This is a genomic window from Paraburkholderia sediminicola (assembly GCF_046030555.1).
Classification (GTDB): domain Bacteria; phylum Pseudomonadota; class Gammaproteobacteria; order Burkholderiales; family Burkholderiaceae; genus Paraburkholderia; species Paraburkholderia sediminicola_E.
On record NZ_JAQQCH010000005.1, the window covers coordinates 285,387 to 302,796 of the forward strand.

The 17,410-nt window shown below is 62.1% G+C and carries 10 protein-coding genes; 2 read left to right on the forward strand and 8 right to left on the reverse strand.

Annotation, left to right across the window (positions count from 1 at the left end):
* Nucleotides 1-37: 37 nt before the first annotated feature.
* The 3 genes from ntrC to glnA all read right to left on the reverse strand — a co-directional run bounded on the left by ntrC (nt 38) and on the right by glnA (nt 4,438).
* Nucleotides 38-1,552 (reverse strand): nitrogen regulation protein NR(I), encoded by a 1,515-nt coding sequence (gene ntrC, locus PQQ52_RS10615; protein ID WP_408210143.1) that lies wholly within the window; start codon nt 1,550-1,552, stop codon nt 38-40.
* A 117-nt stretch (nt 1,553-1,669) separates the two neighbouring features.
* Nucleotides 1,670-2,812: a nitrogen regulation protein NR(II) gene (gene glnL, locus PQQ52_RS10620; RefSeq protein WP_408210146.1), complete on the reverse strand. Its 1,143-nt coding sequence runs from the start codon at nt 2,810-2,812 to the stop codon at nt 1,670-1,672.
* 210 nt (nt 2,813-3,022) lie between these two features.
* Nucleotides 3,023-4,438, reverse strand: a complete 1,416-nt coding sequence (glnA, locus tag PQQ52_RS10625) for a type I glutamate--ammonia ligase (RefSeq protein ID WP_408210149.1) — start codon at nt 4,436-4,438, stop codon at nt 3,023-3,025.
* A 438-nt stretch (nt 4,439-4,876) separates the two neighbouring features.
* Here glnA and PQQ52_RS10630 point away from each other — a divergent pair, with 438 nt between their 5' ends.
* On the forward strand, nt 4,877-5,341 hold the full coding sequence (locus PQQ52_RS10630) for a rhodanese-like domain-containing protein (protein WP_408210152.1): 465 nt from the start codon (nt 4,877-4,879) through the stop codon (nt 5,339-5,341).
* 275 nt (nt 5,342-5,616) lie between these two features.
* Here the strand turns inward: PQQ52_RS10630 and PQQ52_RS10635 are convergent, their stop codons facing one another.
* The 4 genes from PQQ52_RS10635 to PQQ52_RS10650 all read right to left on the reverse strand — a co-directional run bounded on the left by PQQ52_RS10635 (nt 5,617) and on the right by PQQ52_RS10650 (nt 9,559).
* Nucleotides 5,617-6,447, reverse strand: a complete 831-nt coding sequence (locus PQQ52_RS10635) for a competence/damage-inducible protein A (RefSeq protein ID WP_408210154.1) — start codon at nt 6,445-6,447, stop codon at nt 5,617-5,619.
* A 30-nt stretch (nt 6,448-6,477) separates the two neighbouring features.
* Nucleotides 6,478-7,308, reverse strand: a complete 831-nt coding sequence (locus PQQ52_RS10640; protein ID WP_408210156.1) for an EI24 domain-containing protein — start codon at nt 7,306-7,308, stop codon at nt 6,478-6,480.
* Nucleotides 7,309-7,491: 183 nt separating this feature from the next.
* A complete protein-coding gene (locus tag PQQ52_RS10645; protein ID WP_408210159.1) occupies nt 7,492-8,493 on the reverse strand; it encodes a sterol desaturase family protein in 1,002 nt (333 codons plus the stop codon).
* Between the two features lie 46 nt (nt 8,494-8,539).
* Nucleotides 8,540-9,559, reverse strand: coding sequence for a YVTN family beta-propeller repeat protein (locus PQQ52_RS10650; RefSeq protein ID WP_408210162.1), 1,020 nt, complete (start codon nt 9,557-9,559; stop codon nt 8,540-8,542).
* A gap of 620 nt (nt 9,560-10,179) precedes the next feature.
* Between PQQ52_RS10650 and PQQ52_RS10655 the strand changes: the two genes are divergently transcribed.
* Nucleotides 10,180-12,639, forward strand: a complete 2,460-nt coding sequence (locus tag PQQ52_RS10655) for a YadA-like family protein (protein ID WP_408210165.1) — start codon at nt 10,180-10,182, stop codon at nt 12,637-12,639.
* Between the two features lie 252 nt (nt 12,640-12,891).
* Here the strand turns inward: PQQ52_RS10655 and hrpA are convergent, their stop codons facing one another.
* The gene (gene hrpA / locus PQQ52_RS10660) at nt 12,892-17,400 is read right to left on the reverse strand and encodes an ATP-dependent RNA helicase HrpA (RefSeq protein ID WP_408210168.1); all 4,509 of its coding nucleotides are present in this window, start codon (nt 17,398-17,400) and stop codon (nt 12,892-12,894) included.
* Between the last annotated feature and the right edge of the window lie 10 nt (nt 17,401-17,410).

Consider the following 17,410-nt stretch of genomic DNA (forward strand, 5'->3'; position numbering starts at 1 on the left):
GGGGCGGCTGGCAAGCCGCCTCGGCTGACAACATACATCAGGGCTCGAGATTGAGTTCCTGAATCTTGCGCGTAATCGTGTTGCGACCGATGCCGAGCCGCTCCGCCGCTTCTACCTTGCGCCCGCGCGTGAAATCCAGCGCCTCGCGAATCACCGCCGCTTCGAAGCGGCGCGCGAGTTCGTCCATAACGTCGGCCGCATTCTCACGCAACATCCGCGCAACTTCGGTACGCAAGCCGCCTTCCCAGGCGCTTACGGTGCTCGTGACCGGGCCTGCGGTGGCCGCCGGATGCGTGGCCGCACCGACGCCGTTGATCGGCGCGCCGCCTGCAAGGCCTGCCTCGCCCGTGCCGAGCACACCACCGACACCGCCTGAGAGATCCGTCACGCCCACTTGCGCAGGACCGAGGTCAGGCGGCAAATCCTTGATCTCGATGGTCTGTGCCGGCGCCATGACCGTCAGCCAGTTGGCCAGATTTTCCAGTTGACGCACGTTGCCGGGGAACGGCAGCGATGCCAGATAAGCGAGCGCCTCTTCGGCCACGCGCTTCGGCTCCACGCCCAGATCGCGCGCACTCTTTTGCAGGAAGTGACGCGTGAGCAACGGAATATCTTCACTGCGCTCGCGCAACGCCGGCAAGCGCAAGCGGATCACATTGAGCCGGTGATACAAGTCCTCACGGAACAGGCCCTGACGCACGCGCGATTCGAGGTTCTGGTGCGTCGCCGCGATCACGCGCACATTGGCGCGCAACGGATTGTGCCCGCCGACACGATAGAACTGCCCGTCCGAGAGCACTCGCAACAGGCGCGTCTGCAAATCGAACGGCATATCGCCGATTTCGTCGAGAAACAGCGTGCCGTTTTCCGCTTGCTCGAAGCGCCCCTGACGCATGGCCTGCGCGCCGGTGAACGCGCCGCGCTCGTGGCCGAACAGTTCGGATTCCAACAGATCCTTCGGAATCGCCGCCGTATTCAGCGCGATGAACGGGCCGTTCGCGCGTGGGCTATGTCGGTGCAAAGCGCGCGCAACCAGTTCCTTACCGGTGCCTGATTCGCCGGTAATGAGCACGGTGGCCGCGGAATGGGACAGCCGGCCGATCGCGCGAAACATGTCTTGCATTGCCGGCGCCTGGCCGAGCATTTCCGGTGCATCGGCGACGCGGTCGTCCCACGTCTGTTCGCCACGCATGCTTTCGTCGACCGCGCGGCGGATCAGCTCGACCGCCTTGTCGACGTCGAACGGTTTGGCGAGATACTCGAACGCACCGCCCTGGAACGCGGCGACCGCGCTGTCCAGGTCCGAGAACGCCGTCATGATGATGACGGGCAAACCCGGCACCTTGTCACGAACGGTTTGCAGCAATTCGAGACCGGAGCCGCCAGGCATCCTGATGTCGGACACCAGCACCTGAGGGCTGTCGTGATCGAGCGCCGCGGAAGCCTCGCGCACGTTTGCGAAGCTGCGTGTCGCGAAGTTTTCGCGAGCGAGCGCTTTTTCGAGCACCCAGCGAATCGATTGATCGTCGTCTACTATCCAGATCGGCTTCATATAGGTCGGTCAGAAGTCTTAAGAGCGCCCCCAAACCTGTCGCTTCGCGTCAGGCCCCCCGAGGGGGGTGAGAAAACTTGGGGCGGCCCGGCGTTTTCTCACTGTACGGGTGTGGTGTTAGCAGTCGAGCGGCAGCAGAATCTGAAACTCGGTGTGGCCAGGCCGGCTATCCACTTCGATCAGTCCGTCGTGTTGTTGCACGAAAGTCTGCGCGAGCGTCAAACCGAGACCGCTACCGTCCTCACGCCCCGACACGAGCGGATAGAAAATGCGGTCACGGATTTCCTCGGGAATGCCAGGGCCGTTGTCAATGATATGCAAGTCCAGTGCCAGCTTACATAAACGTTTCGACACGGTGATCTTGCGCGCAATGCGCGTGCGCAATTCGATGCGCGCGTCGCCTTGCGAGATGCGTTCACGCAGCGCTTCGGCTGCATTGCGCACGATGTTCAGGAGCGCCTGAATCAGTTGCTCCTTGTCGCCGCGCAGGTCGGGCACGCTCACGTCGTAATCGCGCTCGATCGTCAGACCGCGCGGAAACTCCGCGAGAATCACCTGACGCACGCGCTCACACACTTCGTGAATATTCACGTCGCCGACGATATGCGGATGACGGTGCGGTTCCAGCAAGCGATCGACCAGCGTTTGCAGCCGGTCCGACTCCTTGATGATGACTTGCGTGTACTCGCGCAACTCGTCCCGTTCGCGCTCGCCGAGTTCGAACTCGAGCAGTTGCGCCGCGCCGCGAATCCCGCCAAGCGGATTCTTGATCTCGTGCGCGAGATTGCGGATCAGTTGTTTGTTGACGGCCGTGAGGTCATTGATGCGCTCCTCGCGGTCGGAACGTAAATGCCGCTCGTTCTCGAACAGTTCGAGCAGCACGTAGTCTTGCGCGCTCTCCAGAAAGCCGACGATCGCATGCACATGCAGCGGCTCGTGGCCCGGGCGCTCGAGCACGGCGTCCAGATGCGTCGCGTGAAAACGGTGGGCGGCGATCGCGGAAATCGTGGCGACCAGTTCGTCGGCATTCGAGAAAATGTCCTGCCACGCCATCTGCGTCAGTTGCTTTCGCGAAAGCTCCAGCATCGATTCCGCCGACGGGTTCGCAAACACAACGCGCAGCGTGCGCTTTTCAAGCACCAGTACGACCGTCGGGAGTGCCTCGAAGCCCGGCAGCAAACCGGAACTCACCAGCTGAGCGTCGTCCGACAGCGTCTGCTCGTGCCCTTTCCTTACTTTCATCAGATTCTTCAGAACCATCTTGCAGTCTGGCCGATAGGAGATGGTGATAAATCAGGTGTACCGCTTATTGCACTGCTTATTGCACTGCCTGGTGTCCTGCTTCATTGCCTTACGCTGCAAATCAATTCGGGCCTAACAAAAAAGGGACGGCGCCGCCGTCCCTTTGTGACCGATCGCGAGCGTCGGGCAAAGCGCTTCGCCGTTTGAAGGGCGAAGCGCCATTGCCGCTTACAGCGAGTAGTACATTTCGAACTCGATCGGGTGCACCGACTGACGATAGCGTTGCAGCTCGCCCGTCTTCAGTTCGATGTACGCGTCGAGCATCGAGTCCGTGAACACGCCACCGCGCGTCAGGAATTCGCGGTCCGCGTCCAGCGAGTCAAGCGCCTGGTCGAGGCCGGCACACACGGTCGGGATCTTTGCATCCTCTTCCGGCGGCAGGTCGTACAGGTTCTTGTCGGCAGCTTCGCCCGGGTGAATCTTGTTCTGCACGCCGTCCAGACCCGCCATCATCAGCGCGGAGAAGCACAGGTACGGATTCGCCATCGGATCCGGGAAACGCGTTTCGATACGGCGGCCCTTCGGGTTCGACACGTGCGGAATGCGGATCGATGCCGAACGGTTGCGAGCCGAGTAAGCCAGCTTCACCGGTGCTTCGAAGTGCGGCACGAGGCGCTTGTACGAGTTCGTCGACGGGTTCGTGATCGCGTTCAGCGCGCGAGCATGCTTGATGATGCCGCCGATGTAGAACAGCGCGAATTCCGACAGACCTGCGTAACCGTTGCCTGCGAACAGGTTCTGGCCGTCTTTCCAGATCGACTGGTGAACGTGCATGCCCGAACCGTTATCGCCGACCACCGGCTTCGGCATGAACGTAGCCGTCTTGCCGTACGTGTGCGCGACGTTGTGGATGATGTACTTCATTTGCTGCAGCCAGTCGGCGCGTTGCACCAGCGTCGAGAACTTCGTGCCGATTTCGTTCTGGCCTTGGCCCGCGACTTCGTGGTGATGCACTTCGACCGGGATGCCGATCTGTTCGAGCAGCAGACACATTTCCGAACGGATGTCCTGGAACGTGTCGACCGGAGCGACCGGGAAGTAGCCGCCCTTGGTGCCCGGACGGTGGCCGGTGTTGCCGCCTTCGAAGTCCATCGACGACGACCACGGTGCTTCTTCCGAACCGATCTTGACGAACGTGCCCGACTGGTCCGTGCCCCACTTGACCGAGTCAAAAATGAAGAATTCCGGTTCCGGACCGAAGAAGGCCGTGTCGCCCAGGCCCGTGCTCTTCAGATACGCTTCAGCGCGCTTGGCCAGCGAACGCGGGTCGCGTTCATAGCCCTTGCCGTCAGCCGGTTCGACGACGTCGCACGTCAGCACGAGGGTCGACTCTTCATAGAACGGGTCGATGAAGGCGGTGTTCGCGTCCGGGATCAGCAACATGTCCGATGCTTCGATGCCCTTCCAGCCGGCAATCGACGAACCGTCAAACGCATGGCCGCTTTCGAACTTGTCTTCATCGAATGCCGACACCGGCACCGAAACGTGTTGCTCTTTGCCGCGCGTGTCGGTGAAACGGAAGTCGACAAACTTGACGTCTTCGTCTTTGACGAGTTGAACGACGTCGGCCACGGATTTACTCATAACCTATCTCCTGATTAACGAATTCGGCGGATTCAGCCGCCGCCCAATCTAGCTGACCCGCTCCGGCGCGTCCACCCCTGGATTGTTGAGGGCGAACATAAAAGCCTGCTGGAACAAATCGATCGGCACCAATAAAGCAGCTTCTGTGCCATGTATGCGCCAACCCGGCGCAAAACCGCACTGCGCGCGCATTTGCGGGGAATGGGCGCACCGAACGGCATGCAGCCCTTAAATCTGCGTATCGCATAACGCACCGAGTCGGTGCATCTGTAAAACCATCCACTGCCGATGCTTCTATTTTGGTGCATCTGCAGAAAAACGCACCAATATTGGGCGATCTGCGCCTCGCTTATGCGGGCGAGACGCCGCCGCTGAACAGCATGCGCCCTGCTCGCCGCGCGCTAGAATGATTATTTGGTCCGAAGGAGATTTGCGCTCATGAGCACGCTCGAACAGTTGTACGCCCAAGCGGACAAGCGCCGCACCGAGACCCAGTTGCCCTATGCGGGCGCGGTATCGCCCGCCGAAGCGTTCGAACTGCTGCAACTCGACCCGCGCACGCGTCTCGTCGATGTGCGCACCCGTGCCGAACTCGATTGGGTCGGCCGGCCGGTGATCGGCGACGGGCAATACGCACATGTGGAATGGACGCGCTATCCGGGCGCCGTGCCGAACCAGGAATTCCTTCAGCAACTGAGCCACATCGCCTCGCCCGATACGCCGGTGCTGTTTTTGTGCCGCAGCGCCGCGCGCTCGAAGCTCGCCGCGATCGCTGCCGCCCAAGCCGGCTTTACCAAGGCGTATGACCTGCTGGAAGGCTTCGAAGGCGACAAGGACGGCCAGGGGCATCGGAAGACAGTGTCGGGCTGGTGCTTTCGCGGGTTACCGTGGATTGGCGCCTGATTGCTGGTCGGCGGCCCGAACGTTGCTGTCCGCGTCAGCGGCGCCTGAGGCGCGTACCGCTATCGGCGGGATGCAACGGGTCGCCTTCGCCAGCCGCGTGTGCAAGCCGACGCGTAATGGCACTTGAGGGTACCGCCAGGCGATGGGCGCAACGCATACACACATCGTCGGCGCTGCATGTGACAGGCCGATGATGCGTCGAGTCTTAACAAGCTAGCCAGCGGGCGCGGGTGCACCCGAACGAAGCCTGCCGTGTTGGGCGGATCAACCGAGAATCAACCGCGCGGTTTAGCCGCGGCCGCCTCAAACTCGACAATATCGCCGCCCAGTAGATGCACCCCTTCGCGCAGCTTGACGAAGGCCGCTGCCACCGCTTCCGGTTCGCCCTTCACACCGAGATCGATGTGATGCCGCGCATACACGCCGCCGCGCTCCGCATCGCCCACGCTCGGCAGGCTGAATACCCGCACGCCTGGAAAATCGTGCTCGATCTTTTCCATTAACGGCGTCAGACGCGACTCCGGCAACTCGAAGACCAGCAATGACTTTTCCGCGTGCGGCATCGCGTGATGCAGATGCGCGTATTGCGTATCCAGCACCCACTCGATCATCGGCCACGCCATGACCGGAAAGCCCGGCACGAAGTAATGCTGCTTGATCGAGAAGCCAGGAATCTTGTTGTAGCCGTTGGGAATGATCGAGGCGCCCTGCGGATACGTGCCCATATTCAGACGATGCCGGTTCTCCGGCGACGCCAGATCAAGCGGCGTCGCCGCGTTCGCCGGATGCATGTCGCGGATGCGTTCCTGAATCAGCGTCGCGGCCTCCGGATGCAGCTCGAGCGGCACGCCAAGCGCGGCTGCCGCGCATTGGCGGGTATGGTCGTCCGGCGTGGCGCCGATGCCGCCCGTGGAAAACACGATATCGCCCGATGCGAACGTGCGTCGCAGCGTTGCCGTGATGCGTTCCGGCTCGTCGCCGATGTATTCCGCCCAGCCGAGCGACAGCCCGCGCGCGCCCAGCAATTCGATGACCTTCGGCAGATGCTTGTCGATGCGTCTGCCCGACAGGATTTCGTCGCCGATAATGATGACGCCAAATGCCATTGCCGCCTCTTTCGCTTAGTCAATAACTCATCAGTAAGGAACCGGCGCCGCGTGCCGCGGACCGTGCTCTTCCGCGCGCATGCGTTGCAGCGCGCGCAAACAGTAGTAGCCGAACCACAGCGCCGAAAACACGAGGATGAACGCGTAAATCCAGATCGTTACCGCGGTGATCACCGGGAACAGCACGATCAGCCATACCGACGTCGCCCACAACAGCGTAGGCAGCGATCCCAGCAATCCGCTCGCGATGCCGATCAACAGCAACGGCAGCCGGAAGCGCCGCACCAGCGCGCGCCGCTCGTCACGCGTGGCATGCAGTGCGAGCGCGTCGTAACTCATGACGCGATACGTCAGCCAGCCCCACAGGAGCGGCGGAATCAGCGCGAAGAACGGCGGCACCAACCATAGCGGCAACGTGACGATCAGCAGCACCAGACAGACAAGCGTGGTCCACAACGCCTGACCGAGGCTACCGTACCACGTTCCGCCGTGGCGCATTTCGAGCCCGGCAAATTGCCGTGCCGACAGAAAGCGGATCACGGCCGGCATCGACAGTGTGGCGATCAGCAGCAATACCGTGACGACGATCAGCGGAATCGCCATCGCAATCACGATAAACGGCGCGATCGCCGCGTGTAGCGCCGAGAATCCGAGCCAGTCGAACAGACGATAAAGCGTGACCGTGAACGACCAGCTTTCGAGCCACGTGCGGGTCGCGCCGATCAGCGTCTGCCAGGAAAACCATAGCGTCACGCCCCACCCGACCGTCGCTGCCAGAAACGGCAGGAAGGTCAGCCAGAGCATGCGCGGGTGGAGCGCGCTTGCGAGCGCACGTCCGAACGAGCGCAACAGATCATTCATGCGAGCCAGTGCCGGTGAACGAAACGATGGAATAAGGGACGCGGCGCGACAAACAGGCGAAGGATCCGGCAAACGGACCGGAATGCGGATCGGAACACGAACCCGCGTCGCGCGCGCAAACGTGGACAGGATAAACCACGTGGCACGCCGCCGGGAAAACCGGCGGCGTGGGAGAAAGAATGCTCAAACTGGCGCGGCGTCGCTGCCTTCGGTGCGGCGACGCTTCGGCGAAAGGCGCCCGGCAATGCGCACGAAGGCAAGCCAGTGCTGCGCCCAGAATCCGTCACCGTAGCGCCGGCCTTCGAGTTGATCGCGGATGCCGGTCGGCTCCATCTCCCGGCTCCAGGACACGCTGCGAAACAACATGTCCCACCACGGGAACAGCACGCCGAAATTGCAACCGTACTTCAGGCCTTCGTGGCCATAGCCGATCGCATGGTGACGGCGATGGAAAGTCGGACTGACCAGCAGGCGCTCACCGAGCCAGCCGAAGTAGAGACGAATGTTCGCGTGCTGCACGCTCTGCGCCAGGTTCGTGATTGCCACCAGCACGACGAATTGTGACGGCGGCACGCCGATTACCAGTGCGATCACCGCGAAGAACGATGCTTGCATCAGATCGTCGAGCAGATGGTTACGGTCGTCGGACCACAGCGACATCTGCTGCTGGCTGTGATGCACCGCGTGCAGCTCCCACCAGACGCCGACCCGATGCTCCCAGCGGTGATACCAGTAACCGGCGAAATCGAGCACCAGCAGATACATCACGAACGTGACGAGCGGCTGCGTGGTAACGCCTGGCCACAGATTGTCGAATTCGATATTCGCGATGTTGTGCAGACGCAGCCAGGCCTGAACGGTGTCGAAGAATGGCTGCAACGCGAAAAAGAAGAACAGGTTGAGGATGCCGAGCTTGGCGATCCACGTGTAAATCACGTCGACGCGCACGGCCTTGCGGCTTTCCCACCGCTCCACCGGACGCAGCGCCTCGAGCGGGCGCAATACCGCGTACATCGCCAGCACCTCGACGACACCGACGATGACCCAATACAGGCTGTCGTAGGTATCTTCGTCGTAGTCCATCAGATTGAAGCGGAACAGCAACGGCTGCACCACGTCGACGTACAGCAGCGTTTGCATGGCTGAGACGAAGCTGTCGAGCGAAGAAAAAATCAGATGGAACATGGTGCTGGCCTGTTACTTCATTCCTGACGGTTCATTGATTACCGCATCATGCGCCGTTCGGCGCCGTGACCGGCGCGCGATTGAAGAAATAGATACCGTGCGGCGAACGGCCGACGGCAATCGTCTGGATCAGCTTACGCGTGTTCAGGTCGATGATGCCGACATGCTTCGCGAAGCGGAAGGTAACCCACAGATAGCGTTTGTCGGCGGAAAGTTCCATATCGTCCGGACCCGGCATCAAACCGGTGATGTCGCCGACATTGGTGAGCGTGTCTTCGTCGATGATGCTGATCGTGCTCGCGACGCGGTTCGATACCGCCACGTGCTTGCCGTCAGCCAGCGAGCGGAAGTTGTGCGCGCCCTTGCCTGTCTGGATCGTCTTGACGATTTTCTGGTTGCGCCAGTCGACCACCGCGACGTAATCCGACCCAGTCATGCCGATCAGCAGGTACTTTTCGCCCGGTGTCATCCACAGGCCGGCCGGCACCTTGCCGACCTTCATCTTCCACTTGACCGTTTGCGTGGCCAGATCAATAGCGGCCAGCTCGCCCGAAACCTGCAGCGTGACGAAAACCGTCTTGCTGTCATTGGTGAACGCCATATGGCTCGGCATCACCGCGAGCGGCAGACGCGAGGCCAGCGTCATCTGGTTTTTCTGGCCGTCGTAATGATAGATGTCGAGACGGTCCAGACGCAGCCCGGTGGTAACGAGCCACTTACGGTCGGGGGAAAAACCGATCTGGTACGGGTCTTCAATGTTCTCGACCCAGCGCTGCACCTGGCCCGACTTCGGATCGACGAACATCAGGTTGTTCGACACCGAGTTGGCGACGATCAGCGACGAATTGTCCGGCGTGGCCATCAGGTGATGCGGTTCCTTGCCCGTCGGCACCGTGCCGACGACCTGGCGGGTGGTCTCGTCGATCAGGCTCAGCGTGGCTTCGCCCGAATTAAGCACGATCACGTTGTTGGCGTGGGCCGCCGGAGAGAAAAAACCTGCGGCGGCGACCAGCGCCGCGCTTGCGGCGAACGTGGCAGTCAAGCCGGGAAGAAAAAATTTACGCATGAAAACTCACTTCGGAGAACAGCTGACATTGTAGAACGTTTGCCGGGGCACGCGGTTGACGTGGATGCGGGTGCGACGTGCGGGGGAAAACGGAAATCAGACGGGATGCGGGCACGAGACTGTCAGCACATTCCGCTGCACTGCTGAAATAAGGTCGGCTTCGCGTAAGAAAATCCTCGTCCGAGTTTCACAATGCCATTATTTTAATCAAATCGACGAATTATTACATTCCTATAATTTTAAAATCAACATAAGACAAATCAAGACGATTCTTTATATTTCATAATTTTATACACTTAAATAACAATTAATAAAATTAAATTACAATCCGTCATTTATTTTTGATCGTTTAAGAATTGGCTTATTCCATCTCTTCCCCGCCGCACCTGACAATCCCGCCGATCATCGCCCATGCACTTAATCCTGTGGACTTAAGAGCGTGAAGCAGGCGATTCGGACGCGCGAAAAATTCAGCAGGACACGTAAAACGGACGACGGAGATACCGCGGTCTATATGTTCTTATTTTGTTCGCGACATACCAGGGCGATGACGCCTTATTCGAATCGCCGCGCTTTCATGTGCAGTCCACGCACGCAATAACCGCGGAGTTTCTTAAATAATGAACAAAATCTACAAATCGGTTTGGCGTGAAGCGACGGGAACGTGGGTCGCCACGTCGGAAACGGCTCGGTCGAAGACGAAACGCGGAACGGCACGGAAGCTGGTGGTAGCACAGGCCGTGTTGGCTGCGGCAACGTTGATGGGTGGAGCGTCGGCTGCGTGTGCAGCTGGCAACGCAGCCACTAACTATTTCGATGCCAGTGCAGTGGACCCGACCGTCGATCGCAATGCGACGGCTTCTGGCAAGGCCGCGGTCGCCGCAGGCGCAAATGCGTTGGCAACTTCCACCGGCTCCACCGCCGTTGGCAACGCAGCGTGGTCTTTGGGCGATTTCGGTACAGCGGTCGGCGACAAGGCCACGGCGTCAAAGATAGGTGCCACGGCCGTGGGCACTGCTGCAAGTGCTGCCGGTAACAATTCAGTTGCGATCGGCTATAGCGCGGTGGCCACGTCAGACAACAGCGTCGCGCTTGGCGCCAACTCGACCACTACCGCGGATCTGACCGCAACCGCTTACACGCCGGTTGGCGCCGGTGCCACGGCAATTGCAGCACCCACCGCAACGGGCGAAGTCTCCATTGGTTCGGTGAACAATGAACGGCGTCTCACCAATGTCGCAGCAGGCGCAGCGGACACCGACGCGGTCAACGTCAGCCAGTTGAGCGCGGTGAACAGCAAGGTCGACACCCTCGTCCAAAGCAGCAGCCTCCACTACTTCAAGGCAAACGGCCCCGCCGACGGCACGGACGATGCCGCCGCCACCGGCGACCGCTCCGTCGCGATCGGCAGCGGCGCCGATGCGTCGGGCCCGCAAGCGCTGGCAGGCGGCACGTCGTCGTGGGCAGACGGCGCGCAAAGCACCGCTGTCGGCACCCTCTCCACCGCTGCTGGGGATTACTCCACGGCCCTCGGCGCACACTCCGTCGCCGGCATGGCGGGCGATACAGCAATCGGCTTTGGCGCGTCGGCCACCGGCACAGTCTCCACCGCGATCGGCACCAACGCCTCGGCAACGGGCTTTGGCGGTGCTGCATTCGGCAATATGGCCTCCGCCAGCGCCGACGGTTCCGTCGCCCTGGGTCAAGGCTCGGTCGCCGACCGCGCCAACACCGTCTCAGTCGGCTCCGCCGGCAGTGAGCGTCAGATCACCAACGTCGCAGATGGCACACAAGCCACCGATGCGGTCAACGTCAGCCAGTTGCAGGCCGCCACGGCCAGCGCATCGCGCTATTTCAAGGCGACGGGCATTGACGGTAGCGGAGATGACGCAATCGCAAGCGGCGACCATTCAGTCTCGATCGGCAGCGGTTCGGTAGCGTCGGGCGACAAATCCTTCGCCGCCGGCACCAGCTCGTGGGCGCAAGGCAATTTCGGCACCGCCGTCGGCACGCTCTCCACGGCAGAGGGCGATAACTCAACCGCCCTCGGTTATAAAGCGAACGCAATTGCGTCCAACTCGGTTGCCCTCGGCCAAGGTTCCGTCGCGGATCGAGCGGACACCGTATCGGTCGGTTCAGCCGGAGCGGAACGCCAGATAACCAACGTAGCCGCTGGCGTGCAAGGCACCGACGCCGTCAACGTCAACCAGTTGAACGCGGTCGCCAGCCAGGGCGCAGCCACCGCCGCCAAACTCGACGGCGCGGTGATGTACGACCAGAACGAAGATGGCAGCGTCAACAAGAACAGCGTAACGCTCGGTGGCGATGCAGCCAGCGGCGGTACGGTCATCCACAACGTCGCCGACGGCGTGGACGCCAGCGACGCTGTCAACCTCGGTCAGTTGAACGCGGCCATCGGCAACGCGGTGCAGAACATCGCCGTGAACCCAAACGTGCCGTTCTTCAGCGCCGACGGCAACACCGATACGGAAGGTGCACAGGCCTCGGGCACGCATTCGGTCGCTGTGGGCGCCAACGCCAACGCCACCGGCACGAATGCAATCGCCATGGGCGCGAACTCGGTCGCTAGCGGCAACAACGCCACCGCGCTCGGCGCTTCGGCGAACGCAAGCGCCGACAACTCGGTTGCATTGGGTCAAGGCTCGGTCGCGGATCGCGCGAATACGGTATCGGTCGGCGCAGCAGGTCAGGAGCGTCAGATCACCAACGTCGCAGCCGGCGTGCAAGGCACGGACGCCGTCAACGTCAACCAGTTGCAGCAAAGCGTAAGCGGCGCGGTTGGCCAGGCCAACAGCTACACGGACGACCAGATCCGCTCGGCACGCCGTGATTCGTACGGCGGCACGGCGTCAGCGCTGGCGGCTGCCGGCTTGCCGCAAGCGGTCTTGCCGGGTCACGGCATGGTGGCAATTGCGGGTGGCACGTATGGCGGCCAGTCGGCCATGGCGATCGGCGTGTCGCAGTTGTCCGAAACCGGCAAGTGGGTCTACAAGGTGCAAGGTACGACCGACTCGCGTGGTCAGTTCGGCGCGTCGGTTGGCGCGGGCATGCACTGGTAAAACTTAGGCAAGAAGCGTGACCGGCTCGATCTAAGCCCGTCGCGTCGAAGTCAACAGCGTTGCTGTACTGGCAGCGAGCAGGCGCGGGTCCGAAAGGGCCCCGCCCTTTGCGCGTGATGTCGCTCTCAAAAGGAGCGGTGTCGCGCGCTTTTTTATGCGCGCTGCAAAAGCGTTGCTGCCCGCATCCCTCGCCGCCCAGATAGAGAGGGCACCTCTGCGACGCCCCCACCCCCTCACCACTCCACGCGCCACTCAGCGCTGCATCGACTCCCACACCTTGTACAAGCGCTTCACCGACACAGGCATCGGCGTACGCAATTCCTGCGCGAACAGCGAAATCCGCAATTCCTCCAGCAGCCAGCGGAATTCCGACAAGCGCGGATCCAGCACACCGCCGCGCTGCGCGACCGCGCGCTGGTAGTTCTGCAACAGAGGATGAAACTCGGCGAACTGCCGGGCGTCACGCGCCGAGTCTGCCTTCAGCTTGTCGACGCGCAGCGCGATTCCTTTCAGATAGCGTGGGAAGTGCGCCAACTGCGGGTACGGCGTGTCGACCACGAAACGCTTGCCGATCAGCCCATCGAGCTGGTTCTGCATGTCTGCATACGCCGCCATGAACGACTTCGCCTGCACGAGCTTCTTCGTCACGGTCGCGTATTCGCTCAGAATTTGCCCCACCAGCCGCGAGATTTCCTGCGCCAACAAAGTCAGACGGCTGCGGCCTTCGTCGCGGCGCGTATGGAAACTGACGTCATCGGCGGGCAGCGGGTCTTGCAGACAGGCGCGGTCGAGCGCGGTGTCGATCAGTTGATCGCGCAATTCTTCCTGGGTGCCGCGTGGCATGAACTGCATCGCCATTTCGCGCAAACCCGGCAGGTTCTTTTCCAGATACTTGATCGGTTCTTTCAGTTGCAACGCAAACAATCGCCGCAGCCCCGCGCGATGGATGCGCGCGGCTTCGTCCGGTGAATCGAAGACTTCGACGTCACAGTGTGTGCCGCGATCCACCAACGCCGGATAGCCGAACAACGTCTGGCCGCCACGGCGAATTTCCAGCAACTCGGGGAGCTTGCCGAAATTCCACGTCGTCAGTTTTTCGTACAGCGCGGTACCTTGCGCGCCATCTTGCGACGCGGTTTGCAAACCGGACGCAGCGGCGCCCTTGCCGCGCGACACCGCACCGCTGCCCGCGTTGGCTGTTCCGCTCGCTTGCGCGCCAACGGCCACGCCGCCACCGCCGCCCGCATCCGCCAACGCCACCCCAGCCGCACCCGACGCAATCTTCTGAAAATGCTGCTGTGCCTGCCCGCCGAGTTCAGCGCGCAGTTGCGACATATTCCGGCCCATCGCGAGCTGTCGCCCATGCTCGTCGACGACCTTGAAGTTCATGAACAGATGCGGCGTCAGCGTCTCAAGCTTGAAATCCGATTGCTTCATCGCGACCTGGGTCTGCTCGCGAATGTCCGCGATCAACGATTCGAGCAAACCGCCCGCGCCGAAGCGCGGACCACTATGACGATCGACGAAACCCGCCGCGAACTCGGGCAGCGGCACGCAATGACGCCGCAGCTTCTGCGGTAACGATTTCAGCAACAGTTGCGCCTTCTCTTTAAGCATGCCGGGCACGAGCCATTCGCAACGGCGCGCGTCGACCTGATTCAGCGCGTAGAGCGGCACCGCGAGCGTCACGCCGTCGCGCGGCGAACCGGGTTCGAAGTGATAGGTGAGCGCCATCTCGACGCCCGCCATCGTCATCCGTTTCGGGAACAGGTCGGTCGTCACGCCGGCGGCTTCGTGCCGCATCAGATCGTCACGCGACAGATACAGCAGACGCAGCTTGTCCTCCGGCTGGCCGCTCTTCTTGAGCTCGTCGCGGTACCAGCGCTCGAACGACGCGCCCGTGTAAATGCCTTGCGGCAACGCCTGATCGTAGAAGCCGAAAATCAGTTCGTCGTCGACCAGCACGTCCTGACGGCGCGACTTGTGTTCCAGTTGTTCGATATCGGTGAGCAGCTTGCGGTTGTGCGCGAAGAACGCGAGCTTCGTATCGAACTCGCCTTCCACCAGCGCGCCGCGAATGAACAACTCACGCGCGCGCGCCGGGTCCTGTTTGCCGAAGCTCACGCGCCGCCGGTGATAGATCGGCAGGCCGTACAGCACCGCGCGCTCGAACGCCGATACCTGCGCCGCGCGCTTTTCCCAATGCGGCTCGGACAATGACTTTTTCAGCAGATGCTCGCCGATCTTCTCGATCCATTCCGGCTCGATCTTCGCGATGCAGCGTGCGTACAAACGGCTCGTCTCGACCAGTTCCGCGGCCATCACCCACTTGCCGGCCTTCTTCACTAGCGCCGAGCCCGGCCAAAGGTAGAACTTGATGCTGCGCGCGCCGAGGAAATACGGTTCGTCGTCGGCTTTCAAGCCGATGTTGCCGAGCAAGCCAGTCAACAACGCGAGATGAATCTGCTCGAAGGTTGCTTCGGCCTCGTTCAGGCGCCAGCCGTGCTCACGCACCACCGTGAGCAGTTGCGAGTGCACGTCGCGCCACTCACGCAGGCGCAATTGCGACAGGAAGTTCTTGCGGCACTCGTCCTGCAATTGCCGGTTCGACTTCTTGTGCGCGATCGCTTCTTCGAACCAGTTCCAGATCTTCAGCCATTGCAGGAACTCGGAACGCTCGTCGGCGAACCGGCGATGCGCCTGGTCAGCTTGCTCCTGCGCTTCGATCGGCCGGTCGCGCGGATCTTGCACCGACAATGCGCTGGCGATGATCAATACTTCCTTCAACGCCTGCTGATCGCGCGCGGCGAGAATCATCCGGCCGACACGTGGGTCGAGCGGCAAGCGCGCGAGTTCGCGGCCAAGCGGCGTGAGCTGATTGTCGTCGTCGACGGCGCCCAGTTCGTTGAGCAATTGATAGCCGTCGGCAATGGCGCGGCCGGGCGGCGGCTCGATGAACGGGAACGTTTCGATCGCCGTCAGATGCAGCGACTTCATGCGCAGAATCACCGACGCCAGCGACGAACGCAAAATCTCCGGATCGGTGAAACGCACGCGGCCCTGGTAGTCGCTTTCCTCGTACAGACGGATACACACGCCATCGGCCACGCGGCCGCAGCGCCCTGCCCGCTGATTCGCGGCGGCTTGGGAAATCGATTCGACCTGCAGTTGCTCGACCTTGTTGCGATACGAGTAGCGCTTCACGCGCGCGAGCCCCGTATCGACCACGTAGCGAATCCCCGGCACGGTCAGCGAGGTTTCGGCGACGTTGGTCGCGAGCACGATGCGGCGCGCGTTCGAAGTGCGGAACACGCGCTCCTGTTCAGCGGCCGACAAGCGCGCGAACAGCGGCAGAATTTCCGTATGCGGCGGATGGTGCTTGCGCAGCGCTTCGGCGGCGTCGCGAATCTCGCGCTCGCCGGGCAGGAAGACCAGCACGTCACCGGGGCCTTCGCGGCACAACTCGTCGACCGCATCGACGATCGCTTCCATCAGATCACGGTCGGCCTCGCGCTGCGTCTTCGGCTTTTCGCGCGACGACGAAGAAGACGACGAGCCTTCCGCCGACTTCACCGCCGGACTGTCTTCCGCGACCGGCCGATAACGCATCTCGACCGGATAGAGCCGGCCGCTCACTTCGATCACCGGCGCAGGCTTCTCGTCGCTGCCGAAATGGCGCGCGAAGCGATCCGCGTCGATCGTCGCCGAGGTCACGATCAGCTTCAGATCAGGCCGCTTGACGAGGATTTCCTTCAGATAGCCCAGAAGGAAATCGATGTTCAGGCTGCGCTCGTGCGCTTCGTCGATGATCAGCGTGTCGTAGGCGTTCAGCAGCGGATCGGTTTGCGTTTCGGCGAGCAGAATACCGTCGGTCATGAGTTTGACCGACGCGCCCGGCGACAGATTGTCGGTAAAACGCACCTTATAGCCGACCACTTCGCCGAACGGCGTGCCGAGTTCCTCGGCGATGCGCCGGCCCGTCGCCGACGCCGCGATCCGGCGCGGTTGCGTGTGGCCGATCAGGCCCGTGCCGCCCGCGCCGAGACCACGACCGAGTTCGAGACATATTTTCGGTAGCTGGGTCGTCTTGCCGGAGCCGGTCTCGCCGCAGACGATCACGACCTGATTCTGCGCGATCGCCTTGGCGATCTCCTCGCGCCGGCCGGAGACGGGCAGCGCTTCGGGGAAAGTGATCGGCGGAATCGGATTCGGTTCGACGACGCGTTGCACGCGCGGCGGGCGCGGCTCGCGACGGGGCTGGCCGTTTTGCGCATCGCCTGCTTGCGGCGATTTCTGCGCGGGCGCACCGCTTTGCTGATTGGCACGTCCGTCGCCACGCTTCGACTGATTGGGATCTCGTGTGTTTTCGGACTGTGCGCGCCGTTCATCGCCCTGCTGCTGGCGTTGAGCGCGAGGCGCGTTCTGCGCGCGTCCATCGTCGCGGCGCACCGTAGGCTGCCCGACGCCGCCGGTATTCGCCTGCTTGCGCGCGGCATCGCCACGTGGCGGCTGTTCGCGCCCCTCATGAGCGGTTTTCGGCGCCTGCGCGCCCGCTTCCCGGCGCGCCTCACGCGGCGGATTATTTTTTTGCGCCGACGCTTGCGCGCCTTCCGCGTTGCGTCGCGGCTCACGCGCCGTTTCCGGCGTGTTGCGGTTAGCGTCCGGCGCTTCGCGGCGTGCAGCGTCGCCGGGCTTCACCTGATCGGCGGCCGGCGCCGCATTCTCGTTCGCCGTAGCGGGACTTTTGGGTACATTCGACATGGGGGCGCAT

Coding starts and splice junctions, on each gene's coding strand:
- PQQ52_RS10630 (WP_408210152.1), top strand. CDS start 4,877: ATGAGCACGCTCGAACAGTTGTACGCCCAAGCGGACAAGCGCCGCACC.
- PQQ52_RS10650 (WP_408210162.1), bottom strand. CDS start 9,559: ATGCGTAAATTTTTTCTTCCCGGCTTGACTGCCACGTTCGCCGCAAGC.
- ntrC (WP_408210143.1), bottom strand. CDS start 1,552: ATGAAGCCGATCTGGATAGTAGACGACGATCAATCGATTCGCTGGGTG.
- hrpA (WP_408210168.1), bottom strand. CDS start 17,400: ATGTCGAATGTACCCAAAAGTCCCGCTACGGCGAACGAGAATGCGGCG.
- PQQ52_RS10635 (WP_408210154.1), bottom strand. CDS start 6,447: ATGGCATTTGGCGTCATCATTATCGGCGACGAAATCCTGTCGGGCAGA.
- PQQ52_RS10655 (WP_408210165.1), top strand. CDS start 10,180: ATGAACAAAATCTACAAATCGGTTTGGCGTGAAGCGACGGGAACGTGG.
- PQQ52_RS10645 (WP_408210159.1), bottom strand. CDS start 8,493: ATGTTCCATCTGATTTTTTCTTCGCTCGACAGCTTCGTCTCAGCCATG.
- glnL (WP_408210146.1), bottom strand. CDS start 2,812: ATGGTTCTGAAGAATCTGATGAAAGTAAGGAAAGGGCACGAGCAGACG.
- glnA (WP_408210149.1), bottom strand. CDS start 4,438: ATGAGTAAATCCGTGGCCGACGTCGTTCAACTCGTCAAAGACGAAGAC.
- PQQ52_RS10640 (WP_408210156.1), bottom strand. CDS start 7,308: ATGAATGATCTGTTGCGCTCGTTCGGACGTGCGCTCGCAAGCGCGCTC.